This window comes from Bacillus sp. E214 (assembly GCF_008087365.1).
Classification (GTDB): domain Bacteria; phylum Bacillota; class Bacilli; order Bacillales; family Pradoshiaceae; genus Pradoshia.
In genome coordinates, this window is record NZ_VENN01000002.1 from 245364 (window position 1) to 260043 (window position 14680).

At 36.7% G+C, this 14680-nt stretch carries 14 protein-coding genes and 2 pseudogenes; 6 read left to right on the top strand and 10 right to left on the bottom strand.

The window, feature by feature from the left end; genetic code table 11:
- Nucleotides 1–71: 71 nt before the first annotated feature.
- From FHY47_RS10480 to FHY47_RS10495, 4 genes and pseudogenes are all read right to left on the bottom strand, one after another.
- Entirely contained in the window at nt 72–320 is a 249-nt protein-coding gene (locus FHY47_RS10480; RefSeq protein ID WP_148630441.1) for an SGNH/GDSL hydrolase family protein, read from the bottom strand.
- Between the two features lie 645 nt (nt 321–965).
- A pseudogene (locus tag FHY47_RS19570) lies at nt 966–1133 on the bottom strand (LbetaH domain-containing protein); the annotation flags it as partial.
- Nucleotides 1134–1512: 379 nt separating this feature from the next.
- Entirely contained in the window at nt 1513–1716 is a 204-nt protein-coding gene (locus FHY47_RS10490) for an SGNH/GDSL hydrolase family protein (RefSeq protein WP_148630443.1), read from the bottom strand.
- A 174-nt stretch (nt 1717–1890) separates the two neighbouring features.
- Entirely contained in the window at nt 1891–2283 is a 393-nt protein-coding gene (locus FHY47_RS10495; RefSeq protein WP_148630445.1) for a hypothetical protein, read from the bottom strand.
- A 769-nt stretch (nt 2284–3052) separates the two neighbouring features.
- Here FHY47_RS10495 and FHY47_RS10500 point away from each other — a divergent pair.
- Nucleotides 3053–3553: a VanZ family protein gene (locus tag FHY47_RS10500; RefSeq protein ID WP_148630447.1), complete on the top strand. Its 501-nt coding sequence runs from the start codon at nt 3053–3055 to the stop codon at nt 3551–3553.
- A 349-nt stretch (nt 3554–3902) separates the two neighbouring features.
- Here the strand turns inward: FHY47_RS10500 and FHY47_RS10505 are convergent, their stop codons facing one another.
- Nucleotides 3903–4814 (bottom strand): helix-turn-helix domain-containing protein, encoded by a 912-nt coding sequence (locus tag FHY47_RS10505; protein WP_148630449.1) that lies wholly within the window; start codon nt 4812–4814, stop codon nt 3903–3905.
- 198 nt (nt 4815–5012) lie between these two features.
- Here FHY47_RS10505 and FHY47_RS10510 point away from each other — a divergent pair, with 198 nt between their 5' ends.
- Complete coding sequence (locus FHY47_RS10510; protein ID WP_148630451.1) at nt 5013–5279, top strand: hypothetical protein; 267 nt, start codon at nt 5013–5015, stop codon at nt 5277–5279.
- A gap of 403 nt (nt 5280–5682) precedes the next feature.
- Nucleotides 5683–7047: pseudogene (locus FHY47_RS10515) on the top strand (IS3 family transposase).
- A gap of 57 nt (nt 7048–7104) precedes the next feature.
- Here the strand turns inward: FHY47_RS10515 and FHY47_RS10520 are convergent.
- The 5 genes from FHY47_RS10520 to FHY47_RS18940 all read right to left on the bottom strand — a co-directional run bounded on the left by FHY47_RS10520 (nt 7105) and on the right by FHY47_RS18940 (nt 12165).
- Nucleotides 7105–7776 (bottom strand): TcaA second domain-containing protein, encoded by a 672-nt coding sequence (locus FHY47_RS10520; RefSeq protein ID WP_148630453.1) that lies wholly within the window; start codon nt 7774–7776, stop codon nt 7105–7107.
- A gap of 974 nt (nt 7777–8750) precedes the next feature.
- Nucleotides 8751–9323 (bottom strand): DUF6944 family repetitive protein, encoded by a 573-nt coding sequence (locus FHY47_RS10525; protein ID WP_148630455.1) that lies wholly within the window; start codon nt 9321–9323, stop codon nt 8751–8753.
- A 116-nt stretch (nt 9324–9439) separates the two neighbouring features.
- Nucleotides 9440–11092, bottom strand: a complete 1653-nt coding sequence (locus tag FHY47_RS10530) for an N-acetylmuramoyl-L-alanine amidase family protein (RefSeq protein WP_148630457.1) — start codon at nt 11090–11092, stop codon at nt 9440–9442.
- A gap of 490 nt (nt 11093–11582) precedes the next feature.
- Entirely contained in the window at nt 11583–12071 is a 489-nt protein-coding gene (locus FHY47_RS10535; protein ID WP_148630460.1) for a hypothetical protein, read from the bottom strand.
- The gene (locus FHY47_RS18940) at nt 12004–12165 is read right to left on the bottom strand and encodes a hypothetical protein (RefSeq protein ID WP_187393472.1); all 162 of its coding nucleotides are present in this window, start codon (nt 12163–12165) and stop codon (nt 12004–12006) included. Before FHY47_RS18940 ends, FHY47_RS10535 begins: the two co-directional genes overlap by 68 nt.
- Before the next feature lie 153 nt (nt 12166–12318).
- Between FHY47_RS18940 and FHY47_RS10540 the strand changes: the two genes are divergently transcribed.
- From FHY47_RS10540 to FHY47_RS10550, 3 genes are all read left to right on the top strand, one after another.
- Nucleotides 12319–13062 (top strand): YveK family protein, encoded by a 744-nt coding sequence (locus FHY47_RS10540; protein ID WP_148630462.1) that lies wholly within the window; start codon nt 12319–12321, stop codon nt 13060–13062.
- On the top strand, nt 13052–13750 hold the full coding sequence (locus FHY47_RS10545) for a CpsD/CapB family tyrosine-protein kinase (RefSeq protein WP_148630464.1): 699 nt from the start codon (nt 13052–13054) through the stop codon (nt 13748–13750). Before FHY47_RS10540 ends, FHY47_RS10545 begins: the two co-directional genes overlap by 11 nt.
- 80 nt (nt 13751–13830) lie before the next feature.
- Nucleotides 13831–14595 carry a tyrosine-protein phosphatase gene (locus FHY47_RS10550; RefSeq protein WP_148630467.1) on the top strand — a complete coding sequence of 255 codons (765 nt, stop codon included), beginning with the start codon at nt 13831–13833 and terminating at the stop codon, nt 14593–14595.
- Nucleotides 14596–14680: the final 85 nt, after the last annotated feature.

Here is a 14680-nt window from a genome sequence, read left to right on the forward strand (position 1 = left end):
ATCAAATGCGTTATCTTTCAGTTTAAGCGTGACACCTTCTTTAAGTTCAAAGGTTGTATTACTTTTAATCGTTAACCTTTTGGCGATGTATATTCCAATTGACTATCAATCAATCGAGCAACTTTTTTATATCCTTTAATATTTAGATGTATTCCGTCTATTGTATTTTCTTTTAAATTATTATAATTAATTCCACTTTCCTTATTTACATCGATAAATATTAAACTGAATTTGTCTGCAACTTTTTTCATAGCTTCACTATAATCTGTAATTGTTAAACCAATATTATTGTCATTATTAAATCTCTTTGGTGGCGACATCAGAATTAACTAACGGTATGTTCGGATGGACAAGTCGTATTCCAATTACTATATTGTTTAAAGCACCTATAAAGGTGGAATTCTCAGAATCTTCTTTACCTCCAATGGGAATGTTTTGTCTAAAATCATTAGAACCACCTAATACTGAAATCATATTAACGTTCGATGGATAGCATTTGTATATCGTAAACAAATAGAATCAGTAGATCCATTATCGGCTACTGTGCATTCTCCAATACTTCGATTTAATAATTTGGTGATCCTTACCCACTTTTGAATTTGCTTGATATCCATAAGAATTAGATTAACTATCACCAATTGTTACCCATACTGGATTTCTCCTATTATTTTGTATCGAAACTTTTGTTTTGCAATATAACTGAATTAGCTTATACAGAATTTTCTCCACCATATTTTATACCCCCCTAATCAGTTCTAATATTTTACAACAAAGGGGTATATTGGTGGAGTTAAACTTTTTTTACGTTAAATTTTCTAATCCCACCACAAATTATAATGCGGAGTAAAAGCAGAAAAAAACTAAATTAATACTTCCCTTACATCTTTTTTTACCGGACCGTATTTAACAGTTTATGGAGTTCTAAATCTGCCTTTAGTTTTGTTTTCTATGAATTTATCAATATCTCTATACTTGATTATTTTTGCAGGATTACCAGCAACTATAGCATACTGAGGCACATCTTTAGTAACCACTGCCCCTGCTCCTATGATAGCTCCTTCATTTACTGTTACACCAGGAAGGATTGTCACATCTGCTCCTATCCAAACAAAGTCTTTTATAATCACTTCTTTAGTTATATTCTTATAATCGAATGGTATATATTCATTATTATAAATATGATCAGAAGACCATATTGTTAGATTAATACCTGGATGGAAATAATCCCCTATTGATACCCCGCCTGATGAGTCAATATAGCATTTTTTCAAACATGAGTATTGTCCCAAATTAAATTTTGTTAGATCTGTAATTGAAATGTCCCCGAAAAATTTGCATGTTTCAAATCGTTGTTTTAATTCATAATGCTGTACAAATGTGTTCATCTTTTTGGATATAGCTAACAGCTTTTTTAAAAAGATGTATAATGCTTTTTCAAACAATCCATTCACCTTACCCTTATTACAATATTTTTATTTATATCAATATATTTTAACAATATTAATAAGGGATTTAAAACACTTTATTAATTCCATTAATAATAGCGTTAGCCACTTTTACTTTACCTAAATCTTTTGGATGAACTGTATCACTAATATAGAGTGAACGGTTAAACTGATTAATGCCACTTGTGCCGAATAAGTCAATAAAGTTTACAGAAAATTCATGAGCCACTTCGCTAACAGCAAGGGCGAATTGCTGAGTGGTTAACCCCAATGTGTTTTTTTTTTTACTTGTTCCGTCATGTTTTGGCCCACTACTTTTCCTCTACCACCTACTGGACTACATAAGAAGATGTGTATATTAGGCATACGATTTTACAGGTAAGTAATGATGTGGGCTAAAGCACCCTTAAATGTATTAGTCTTAAAACCATTATTATAAATGGTATCACCTAATGGAACGTTTTGACCTTGATCGTTTGTGCCACCCATAATTGAAATCTTTGTTTGTTGGTAAGCTATTCAATCTTGTTTGACTGTAAAACGGATTAGCTATACCGTTATCGGCAACCGTTGTTCCGCCGATGCCGAGATTATCCAAGGAGTTAAGTTTATAATAATCTTTCACTATAGGGACCCGCAATACGTTAGCTTTTATGCTATCCCCATAAGCGATTCCGTTTTTCCCTAATAACTTGTTTGAATCCGATTTTACACTAATTAATTCTGTATTTAATTCACGTTGAAATGGAACTATTGGAGTAGAAGTTTCACCTTCTTCTAATTGCGTAGATAAGTAGTTATTTGGATTTGAATTATGTCCAGGTATGGACACTCTCATATAAACCGTATTGATTTTGCCGCCATTACTGTACCAGCAGGATTTGAATTAGCACCAGAAAGTTTTATTTTATTCAAATCAGCAAAGACATAAGAACACGGTCTGGTACATACCTACCTTTGATTCGGTTTTATTTCAAACCAGTCGAATGTAACATGGTCGGTATTGTCGATGAGTGATCCATCACCATTCCCATTTACTTGCTTACCTTTTATAGTATTTTTAGGGTTGAGATGGTTTTTACTCGGTTTAATAAATGTTGTTTTTTCCGCACTCACTACATTAAAATCTAGGTTTTTTACGTTATGACCACCTAAAACAGCATTAATTTGTCCGGGTTGTAATCCTTATAGAACAGCTCTGGTAGATTCGTCAAATATATTTAAATTTAAGATGCCAGTATCGTTCTTTTTAACTGCATTGGCTAAAATTTGTAATGCATTTTGTAATTGTTGATTAGTTGTATTTAAGTCGGATTGTTTGGCAGTGTCCGCCAACTGTGCGATAAGCTAAATCTTGTTTTGTGTTGATTTTGTCAACCATTGCTTTAACTTTGAAGGTTAGCAAATGCATGGTTCTGGCACAGGTTAAAGATTTGATCCCACTTCAAGTTCCTTTATTCCTAATCCTTTTTACTGAGTGCAATCCTACAAAAAAGCGTATTACAAATAGCCCTTTACTTCTTAATCAATCGATTAATTAGAAGGAAATTTCCATTTTACAAGTCTTTGGCATTTACCTTGCTGATGAATTCCGCTAGGATAGGAATATGAATAATGCTAGGAAAAAGATCATATACCGTTTAATACTTTTATTGTTGGTTGTGGGAGTAGTATTTTATTCCTCCTCACAGCCTTATACCGAACAGAATATCCAACCTTTGCTGAGTGAAAATTTAAAGCTTCCCGATTCGGTTGTGGCTTTGCTTTCAAAAATAAGCTTCACCTATGCTGGCGTAGAGATTAGTGTGGAAGCATCGGGGTTGCCGGGGTTTATTGAGTTTTTCATCCGTAAGGGTGCCCATTTTGGTGTTTACTTAGTAATGGCATTTATATTGGCCAGTATCATCAGAATGTGGGTACAGCGTGCGGTGAAAGTAACGGCAATCACTATGGGGATTGTCTTTCTATATGCCTGCTCAGATGAATGGCATCAGTCCTTTACAGGCGACCGTACTCCACTCTTTCATGATGTTATGATTGATACAGTGGGTGGATTGACAGGGATTGTCTTATATTTTGTATGGAGAAAATTTCGAAAGCAACACTGATCGGAGAGCCTTGTTTTTATCATAAAAAACAGGCTCTCTTTTTGTTTGAAATTACGCTATTATCTATTCCATTTCTCCTTGCCAGCATAATTTATAAATGAGACAAACAAGGAGGAGATGGGAAAATGGACTTTATTAAACCGTCTCTCGGTAGCTATACGCACAATTATAAATCCAAGAATCAGTTTGGAGTAGATATCGCGTTGCCCAGACAACGCAGTGATCAGAGCTGCCGCAGATGGAGTTGTCAGTCGTTCGTATTACGCTACAACATTTGGAAAAGTAAATATCTAAGCTGCCTCTTCACGGGCACTAAAATTGTTACGGTATATGGAAAAAGCTGATCATTCTATAATTGATCAGCTTTTTTTAATTCTGAAAGATGGACTTCTAATGATTTCTTTTTTTCCTTTACAAGATTCATAAACCTCGTATCTTCATTTAATTCAAATATTGAAATAGCTTTATCCACATAAAATATAGATTGTGAATAATCACCAAGTTTTTCGTAATTGTAGCTAACTTGATAATGTAATTCGGCTAAAGGAAAGAGATTGTCTTTTTCTATACAGTATTGGATGCCCTTTTTACAATATGTAATAGACTCATCGTATTGTTTGATTCTTGTATATACTCTTGCGATATTATAATACAGCCGTGGAAGGATGGAATGATCGCTAATAAAAAATAATTGGGATAAGTGTGCTTTAGCTTCTAAAAAAATTTTTAAGGCAATTTCATTCTGATTATCAGTAACATAGACTGCTCCCATGGACATTAACACTTCTATTTCTCTTTCATTCCAAACTTTATCTAATACATGCGTTAAGTCAATTGCTGATTGCAGCAGTTCTATTGATTTTTCTACATTATTATTTACCGCATGCTCGTAAATACCTTTATGCCATAAAATCAGCTGTTTGTTACGCCCGTTTTGAGTAAAAAGTGGATTATTCTCTTCTAATTTAACAATTCGGTTCATTTCATCATAGAGAAGATTGCGACGAGTTAGGCGCAGTTGTCTGCTTACTTCGTTAACATAGTCTACTCTGGGTGTAGAGCCAATTTCGAAGAAGTAGTTTACATCCACTCCCAGTTTCTTTGAAATAAGATATAAAGTATTAGCATAAGGATATACGTCACCCTTTTCAATTTTACTTATCTGTGCTTGTGTACAAATCCCCTGTGCCAACTCATCCTGGGAAAGTTTAAGAGATTTTCTTAGTTCTCTAATTCGTTGACCAATTGCGGAGAAGTCCATTTATGGTATCCCCTTTCCAAGAGTATTCCTATAGTTATATTTAAAGGCAAATAGTTGTGTATTTGCTTGTTATACAGAATAAATTGAATCTAAAGTCCCTAAATTCATCAATCTAAAGAAAGTAAATATATGGTTAAATATATTTATAATCATAAATTAATTATACTTTTAAGCTAAATAATGAAAAGGGGAATTCGGATGAAAAAGAAAATTATGTTAATCGGTGCTTGCGTGTTAGGCATGAGTGTTTTTTCAATTTCTACATCTAAATCAGACCTTGCAGAACTGCCAACACAGTACAATGTGAAACCAGCACAAGTAGCAGAGCTGCCAACACAGTACAATGTGAAACCAACACGAGTAGCAGAGCTGCCAACACAGTACAATGTGAAACCAACACGAGTAGCAGAGCTGCCAACACAGTACAATGTGAAACTGAGTAACGGAGTGAATACAATTGGCTAACTATATTGAAGAATTTTTATATGTAAAACAGAAGGAAAAAGATGATAAGACTTCGGATGAGTTGCCAACAGTATATTAAGAACTGTTTACAACAGAATAATTTTTCTGTACTGAGGAAATGATGTTCTCAGTACTTTTATATGAAAGAATGAATCATAAAAATGGGCTTTCTTCTACAATATTATCGAATGTTCGTTTTCTGTGCTTGATTCAAACTTCCTATTTGTAAAAGTATACTGAGAAGTTTTGACAATATAATAAGAGAATAGACCTAAGTTTCTTTTTTGTTGCTTATGATATTTCAGTATATATTTGTAAAGATTGAAATAAAAAAAGACAAAGACCGTAAATGAACTGCCCCTTAAAAGTTAGACACCAATCTAACTTTTAAGGGGTGTTTTTTATGGCTAAGTTGAATGCTGAACAACGAGTTCAAGCAATTCAAAGATATTTATATGGAAACGAATCAATGACAGAGATTTCGAATAATATTGGGGTCACGATATCAGTTTTAAGTGGCTGGATCAGACTTTATAAAATCCATGGAGTAGAGGCTTTTCTTAAATCCTATACAAACTATCCTGCTGCGTTTAAAATGGATGTACTTACTTATATGAACGATAATGGGGTTTCCTCTGTTGACGCAGCTGCGATCTTCAACATCTCATCTTCTGGAATGATCCGAACTTGGAAAAAGAGGTTTGAGACGGAAGGATTTGATGCCCTAATTTCCAAGAAAAAGGGGCGGCATCCATGAAAAAAGAGACGAAGAAATCCACTAAACCAACTCCAGCCGAAGGGTCAGTTGAAGCGCTGGAAGCACGTATCAGACAACTTGAAATGGAAAATGCATACTTAAAAAAGTTGAACGCTTTAGTTCAGATTCAAGAAAAATTACAACCAAAATCAAAGCGCAAGTAATTTTTGAACTAAAGGATACGTACGATGTAGTGGAATTAGTCAAAGTCGCAGGCATTCCGCGGAGCACCTATTACTATTGGGAAAAACGTCTGAACCGTCCGGATAAATACGCGGATGTGAAAGCAAAAATTCAACAGATTTATCATGAACATAAGGGAAGATATGGGTATCGACGTATTGCGAAGGAACTCAAAAAGAACGGGATTCACCATGACCCAAAGACAATCAGACAATCAATCAGCTAATGAATGAAATCGGCCTAAAATGCGAGGTCCGTATGAAGAAATACCGTTCCTACAAGGGGAACGTAGGATCCGTTGCACCAAACATCGTCCAAAGGAATTTCAAAGCCGACAGAATGAATCAAAAATGGGTGACAGATATCACAGAGTTCCATCTATTTGGTGAAAAACGGTATCTTTCCCCTGTCCTTGATCTGTGCAATGGTGAAAACATTGCTTACCGCCTCATGAACCATCCCGTCTATCAATTGGTGGGGGATATGTTAGACCAAGCTATAGAGCATCTTCAGCCCGGAGATCAGGTTATCCTCCATTCAGATCAAGGATGGCATTATCAAATGAAGAAATATCAACGGACACTCAAACAACATGGAATTACCCAGAGTATGTCCCGCAAGGGGAATTGTCTGGATAACGCAGTCATTGAAAACTTCTTTGGTTTATTAAAGTCTGAGCTTCTATATCTCCAGGAATTTGATGATATTGAGCATTTCGAGAAAGAGCTAGCGGACTATATCCATTACTACAACTACAAACGAATGAAGGCAAAATTAAAAGACCTGAGCCCGGTTGAATACCGGATCCAGGTCCTTGAAGCAGCCTAGCAATATATGTCTAACTTTCTTGGGTCAGATCAAAAGAGATCTTTGTCTTTCTTATCATTATTCATTTGTATCCAAGCCGACTTCCTCATCATTTAAATTCAAGTTGATTTTCTCATCACTATTCCACAAAACAACCTGCTTCTTTTCGTTGATATCCGTATCATTTGTTTTCAATTTTGCCTCGACTTTGTATTCTCCCGGTAGAAGGGGGCCGACTTTCTTTTCATAAATGGCTTCGTTGGCCTTAACGACTTGTTCACCATTCACCATTAAGGTGGCATGCTTAGAATTTGTGGTGATCGTCAGATAAACTGGATCGATTTCAATTGAATAGTTGTCCGGCAGCCAGGAATTCGTATTCTTTTTCAGTGTTAAAAATCCTTCAATCCTGGGCTGTTCCTTACCTGTTTTGGATGAATCATCATCATAATATCGGGATTGTTCATGGAGAACTGTCAGAAGGCTTTGGGTGTAATCAGGATTTTTTTGAAGGTAATCCATCAAGATCTTTGTATTTTCTTCGTTAATAACCAGGTCTTCATTTGATGAGGTAAGAATCCGGGAGAGCTGACGTACATTTTGATCGGCGAGAGCGGTCTCAACTTTTTTGACAAGAGTATCCTTATCGAGAAACGGTCCCTTTATAAAATAAAAGCTAACGAATAAAAGGACAGTAAGTATAATCATTAGGGATATTTTAAATAGTGGGGATATTTTTAGATTCGCCATTTTCCTCACACCACCTTTAGAATTGGGTCATAAGTAACGGTTACTTACTTCTACTATATCGGCATATTGAAGATAATTTCAAATAATACATATTGAATTTTTTATGACAAAAGACAGTAACCATCTATATGTATAGTATACTTTCAACCCGGAGGAGTTAGAAGACTAAATTAATCAATCGATTAATGAATAGGCCCAAATAAAATAATCACCCGTCACGATACGGATGATTAGTTACTTGAAAGCAACAATTGAGGAAAAGTGAGAAAGTAAATAAAGCGGTGGCTAGTATATTTATCTTTTTAGAAGTGAAAAGAGGAAAAGACCTTTAACCTATTTCCTGCCCTACAAATATACTTGAGGTAAGGAACATCCGATTGGCGATGATTAAAATGTCCGACGCTGACTGACTGCATTCAGGATAAAGATCTTTTCTTGTTTAGAAAGCATTCTCCAACTGCCTGCTCGGATTCTCATAGTTTCGCGCCTCCCTTTTTATACATAATTTGGAATAGTTGTACTCTATTTATACCGTAAAAAACACGAAGTGAAACAAAACAAATACCAACAAATAGTCATTTTAAATGAACTGGTTAGCCAGCAACTGTGGAAAAGTGATAGGGAAACCTGTATAACGGCTATCTGAATAGCAGAAGGTGTCGGTAAAAAGTTTAAGAAATTTATAAAAAAGAACGTTTATTGGGGAATTAGACTTATTGTCATCATGGGAATCTTCTCAAGTGATACGATAGCAGCTATTTCTTTCCGATATATTCTATAAACCAACTCCCACTATACATCAAACTTCAGGAAATCTTGTTGTCCAGAATATACTGTCGCTAATCAGCTCGTCATCTAGCGGATGGCACAGAAAGTTGGTCCCGATATATACCTCTATTGGATTCTCCGCTTTTCTCCCTACTATTTAAAGCTATTCCTGTATGTAAAAATGTCCTCCTCCAGAGGAGGGCATCTTATTCGTTAATACCTGGTTTATTTTCATGAGCTTCCTCGAGTTGTTGACCGATGGCGGATAGAACAGCACCAACGGCTTGAATCCAGCTTCCCAATGCAACATAGAATTGTCCCTCCTGCTGGTCATTAACTTGAATTTTAACGCCGAATGCTTGAATGACACTCCCAATGGTCTGAAGAATATTACCGATCAAAATTTCTGATGCTCCTAGAGTAGTATTATCGCCTAATTCATCAGCTGCACTGACTCCGCTGCCTAATGCCTGTAACAAATTACCCTGAATCGCAATATTCGTATTGGTAGGTTCAGGGAAATCAACAGCAATTCCTGTAATGACTTCCAAGGCTCCGATACTAGATATAACATTCCCAGCATATTCAAGTGAGGATTTATTATCCTGCCCGTCTGCGGCTAAGCCGGCACCGACTGCTTCGAGTGCATTCCCGACTAAATTAAGTTCTCTTTGTATTTTGTTTGATAATCCAGTGTTTGGAGTAGAGCCGATGGCTACAACAATGGCTCCGATAGCCGTCAGCCAGGCTCCAACTATTTCTTTTAATTGATTTGACACCCTATCACATCCATTTTGGATAATCGTTATAGTGTATTCCGAGGATTTAGTGATGGATTGGATTTTAGTGAAAATTAAAAGCCTCCGAGGAATGATCGGAGGCTTCAGGCTGGACGTTATTTATTTTTGAAATATACATTTAAGCCATTTAATATACCCTGTGCTGCTTTCTTGTGATAGCTGGTTTGGGAAATGGTTTTTTCCTCGGCTGCATTTGTAAGAAATCCAAGTTCTAGCAAGGTAGCTGGTTGTTTATTACTCTTTAAGACTTGAAAATTACCTTGTTTAACTTTCCTATCTTTCAACCCTGTTGCTTTAATCAATTCAGCGTGTATAGCACTTGCCAGACTACTATTATGATAATAAAAAGTCTCAATTCCAGATGCTGATGTGGCTGGAGCTGCATTGTAATGAATACTCACAAACGCATCTGCTTTTTTTGAGTTACTGAGTGCTGCCCTATTGGCTAACGAAATAAAGGTGTCATTGCTGCGAGTCATGATGACGGTGGCACCGGCATTCCTCAGTAGGGTAACCAATTGATTGGCTGTACTTAGATTAATATTCTTTTCCTTCGTTTTTAGCTTTACCCCAATAGCTCCCGAATCTGATCCGCCATGCCCTGGATCAATAACGATGACTTTTCCCCTCACACTTTTGGAAACAACCAGTGTTTTGCTGGTAATCCAACCAATCTGGCCGGATGTCAGTTTTACCTGTGTAAAGCTACCATTTGTATTCAGTTTCATCACACTAGAGTTTTTTGCAACTGAAGCCAATACGGTAGATTTTGAGTCAGCATTCTTATACAGAGAAGTGTTGGCGTTGGTAACCAGGTACTCCGTTTTATTTGATACTGGCTGTGGTGTTTTCGTATTAACCGGTTTTTTAGTTGAAATATGTTTCATAGCAACCCAGCCGATTTTGCCGTTAGAGGTTTTCACCTTTCCCCAGGTACCACTTTTTTGCTGCAGAGTAAGGGCTGCATTTTTCTTCACAGTCGTGATGACTTTGGAAGATGTGTCCGCCTTCTGGCGTACATTTAAACTGCTAGCCGTAACATAATAGGTTCCAAGATTCACAGCCAGTTTTTTAGTAGAAAGATAAGAGAGACTTACCCAGCCGACTTTACCATTAGAGGTTTTCACTTTCCCCCAAGATCCACTTTTTTGCTGAAGAGTAAGGGCAGTATTTTTCTTCACTGTTGTAATAACCTTTGCTTTTGTGCTTGCCGTTGCACGAACATTCAAGCTGGTAGCCGTAACATAGTAGGTTCCAAGATTAGCGTTAACTTTTGCGGGCTTTGATTTGGTTAGGCTAGAAGCATATACCCAGCCTGTTATCTTTTTACTGGAATAATAGACGTTAACCCAGCTTCCCGTTTGCCATTTTACTGAAAGGGCTGTCCCTATCTTAATAGTCGCAAGAGATTTGGCAGAGGGAGAGGCCGTTTTCTTAATAGACAGGTTATTCACTATTGCATATCCTATCCAATTGGAATATGTAAGATATTTGCTCATTACCCAACCAGTTTTCTTATCGTATGTAATCTTGCTCCAGTTATTTTGCTCAGATTGAACTGTGACCACTTTGCCTTTTTTGATTTTTCCGATGACAGAGGATTTGGTAGTTGCCTTGGAACGGACATTTAGGACATCAGCATTGACTTTAGATGAAAAGCTGGCGGCATCTGCTTTCTCTGGTAACAGAGTAATGATAAATGATAGCAAAATCAGTAAACTGGCAGCTTTAATAAAATATTTTCCCAAAAGTTCTTTTACCTCTTTTATATTTATTCTTTTCTTTTCATCGGATGAATCGAATAGATTTAAAGAGGTTTGTTAAAGAATGTAAAAAAACTAGGATGAAAATAGGATATCTAAATATTTTAGTGAGCAGTATTTCCTGAAATATATTTTAGTGGAGAAAGGAAAGAGTGATGTGGTGATTGTATTGGATTAGACTCAAAACAAAAAAACACCGAAAATGGGTGCTTAGGAGATTATCGTCTGCAATTATTGGCAACTCTATAAGTTTAATTAATATAAAATCGAAGGTACCATATCTATTCTTCAGAACTTCTAATTATATCCCAAATAACTTCAAGATCTCTTTACTCCAAATCTCTATCCCTTTTTCATTTGGAGCGCTTTTATCCTTTTTCAGGTAATCCATTAATTCAGCTTCATCTGGCCAGGCCTTCCAATGGTCAATATAAGTATACTCCTCCGCCGTTGCGAATTCCTTTAGGGCGTCTACTTATGTTGAATAGATGGGACCATTTGGAATAGGATGAGATGGCATGAGAACCACATAAAGATCTTCATTTATAGATTTTAATTCTTGGATGATGGTTGAAAGGTTTTCGTGATTATCCTCCACAACGACTTTGCCATTATCAGTTAGTGTAAGGGCTTCTAGAATAAGAACATCAGGCTTGGCATCCTGATAATTACTGATTAAACCTTCTTCTATTAATTGAGTCGATGTGCCGTTGAAATCTATGAATGATACAGTAACATCCGACTCAAATGACCTTTGCAACTCCTGGCTGATTGTTAACCCTAACCCGCTTTTTTGATCTCCCAATGCTTTCGATCCGGTTATCAAAATATTAGCTTTTTCATGCTTGCTGATCGCTTTTTCGAGAGCGCTCTTCAGGTCATCCTCTTTAACATTCTCAAAAGGTGAAGAGGTCTTCTCCTCTTTTTTTTGGTTCAGCTTGTTCTTTTTCGTTTTCCATGGCAACTGTTTTTGCGATTTGGCTGCTCCAGTAGTTTTGACCGAAAACTAGAACAAGGACGGTGAATATTGTAAGTAAAAGCATGGTAATAGATTTCATTTTTCTCCCCCCCCCCCCGAGTCGACAAATAATTTCACTTTATATGTATATATTACATTTTATTAGAAAGAATTAAATAAAATTTCCAAAAAACAGATGAAATTTTCCAAATTTGTTGTATAATACTTAATATTATGTTAAACGGAGGATGAAATGGAAGAAACTATTAGCCTGAAAGATTTGTTTGAAACCTTAAAAAAACGTGCATGGTTCATTATCATGATCACCGTTTTGGCAGTTTTAATAAGCGGAGTAACAAGCTTTTTTATTTTGACTCCAATCTATCAATCTTCTACACAGCTGCTTGTTAATCAGGCAAAAAGTGAAGAAGCAATATATAACAGCAACCAAGTTCAAACAAATCTGCAACTCATCGAAACGTACAATGTCATTATGAAGAGCCCGGCCATATTGGATAAGGTGATTGAAGAATTGGATTTGAAACTATCACTAAGCCAGCTCACCAATAAAATAACGGTAGCAAGTGAACAGGAATCGCAGGTAGTGAATGTATCTGTTACAGACGAGGATCCGCATATGGCTGCAAAAATAGCCAACACAACAGCAGAGATTTTTAAAGAAGAAATCGTGGAAATTATGAAGGTCGATAATGTCAGCATCCTTGCAAAAGCAACGGTTTCAGAGAATGCTTCACCGATTAAACCGCAGCCACTTCTCAATATCGCGATTGCCATGGTTGTTGGATTAATGATTGGTGTGGGAATTTCCTTCTTAATGGAGTATTTAGATAATACGATTAAAACAGAACAGGATATCGAACGAATTCTGGATTTACCGGTGATTGGTGTTATTGGTGTAATTGAAGAAAGCAATGTGCAAATGGAAGGAAATGCAAGAACGAAACGAGCAGGAAGAGGTGAGCAACATGGCGCGTAAGAAGGGCAGACAGTTTGGAAACAGCAATCAGCGAAAGCTCGTTACCTATTTGGAACCAAAATCACCGATTTCGGAGCAGTTCCGTACATTAAGGACTAATATCCAATATTCCTTTATAGATGAAGAGATGCAAACGATTATGATTACATCTTCTGGCCCCACTGAAGGAAAATCAACAACAGCTGCTAATATCGCCGTAGTGTTTGCCCAACAGGGGAAAAGGACATTATTCATAGATGCCGACCTGCGTAAACCTTCTTCGCATTATACGTTCTCGTTTACGAACAACGTGGGATTAACAAGTGTATTGACGAGACAAATAGAGTTAGGTAAAGCAATCCAGATTGTAGAGCCTTTGGGTCTACATGTGTTAACAAGCGGACCGCTTCCGCCCAATCCTGCTGAGTTATTATCATCAAAATGGATGAATGAATTGATTAATCAGGCGAAGGAAGACTTTGACATCATCATCGTTGATACCCCGCCGATCACAGCCGTTACAGATGCACAAATCATTGCAAATATTTGCCAGGGAGTCGTACTCGTAGTGAGCAGCGGACGGACGCAGGTGGAAGATGCTGTCAAGACGAAAGAACTTTTATTAAATACCGGTACTAAAATCCTGGGTGTTGTTCTTAATAACAGAAAAATGAAGGATAATACGTACTATTATTATGGCAAAAAATAGGTATGTTGCTAGACTTTTACAATAAATGTTAGTAAGATAGATTTATTGATTATAAATAAACAAGAAGGGGTTGCTTTATAATGATTGACATACATAGTCATATCTTGCCAAGTGTAGATGACGGTGCACAGAGTTTAAAAGATTCAATGGACATGGCAAAGCTTGCTATCAGCGAGGGAATCAACACAATCATTGCAACCCCACATCATAAAAATGGTGCATACGAGAATACAAGAACAAACTTATTACCCAAGATTGATCAATTAAATGAACATTTGGAGAAAAGCCAAATTCCATTAAAGGTTTTACTCGGCCAGGAGGTCAGGGTGTACGGCGAATTGCTCGAGGATCTGGAGCAGGGCTTCATCCAAACAGTAAACAATTCCTCTTATCTCTTGATTGAATTTCCTTCAAATCATATACCAAGGTACGCAAATACATTATTTTTTGAACTGCAGCAAAAAGGGATTAATCCAATATTGGTCCATCCGGAACGGAATATGGCTATTGTCGAAAATCCAAATCTCCTCTATGAATTTGTCCAAAAAGGTGTTAGTACACAGCTTACATGCGGCAGTATCGCCGGTAAGTTTGGCAAGAAAATTAAGAAAGTATCGATGGATTTACTGTCCTCAAACCTGATTCATTTCGTTGCATCAGATGCACATAATGTCTCAACCAGACAGTTCTGGATGAATGAAGCATTGGATGAAATAGAAAAACAGTTCGGATTGGATCAAATCTATTATTTTGAAGAAAATGCAGAGTTACTCATTAGCGGGCAGATAATCATGAGAGAAATGCCACAGCCAGTCAGACAGCGTAAGTTTTTAGGGCTATTTTAATGATGAACCCAATTAGGTGATGCCTCCTAACCTTTATCAAGGGAGACACTCGGTCATGCTGTGGGAGGTTTAATAAGCTTCCTTA

Excerpts from the sequence above, each read along its gene's own strand:
- FHY47_RS10510 (WP_148630451.1), top strand. The coding sequence starts at position 5,013 with ATGAAAAAGAAAATTATGTTAATCGGTGCTTGCGTGTTAGGCATGAGT.
- FHY47_RS10500 (WP_148630447.1), top strand. The coding sequence starts at position 3,053 with ATGAATAATGCTAGGAAAAAGATCATATACCGTTTAATACTTTTATTG.
- FHY47_RS10480 (WP_148630441.1), bottom strand. The coding sequence starts at position 320 with ATGTCGCCACCAAAGAGATTTAATAATGACAATAATATTGGTTTAACA.
- FHY47_RS10505 (WP_148630449.1), bottom strand. The coding sequence starts at position 4,814 with ATGGACTTCTCCGCAATTGGTCAACGAATTAGAGAACTAAGAAAATCT.
- FHY47_RS10495 (WP_148630445.1), bottom strand. The coding sequence starts at position 2,283 with ATGAGAGTGTCCATACCTGGACATAATTCAAATCCAAATAACTACTTA.
- FHY47_RS10540 (WP_148630462.1), top strand. The coding sequence starts at position 12,319 with ATGGAAGAAACTATTAGCCTGAAAGATTTGTTTGAAACCTTAAAAAAA.
- FHY47_RS10550 (WP_148630467.1), top strand. The coding sequence starts at position 13,831 with ATGATTGACATACATAGTCATATCTTGCCAAGTGTAGATGACGGTGCA.
- FHY47_RS10520 (WP_148630453.1), bottom strand. The coding sequence starts at position 7,776 with ATGGCGAATCTAAAAATATCCCCACTATTTAAAATATCCCTAATGATT.
- FHY47_RS10545 (WP_148630464.1), top strand. The coding sequence starts at position 13,052 with ATGGCGCGTAAGAAGGGCAGACAGTTTGGAAACAGCAATCAGCGAAAG.
- FHY47_RS18940 (WP_187393472.1), bottom strand. The coding sequence starts at position 12,165 with ATGAAATCTATTACCATGCTTTTACTTACAATATTCACCGTCCTTGTT.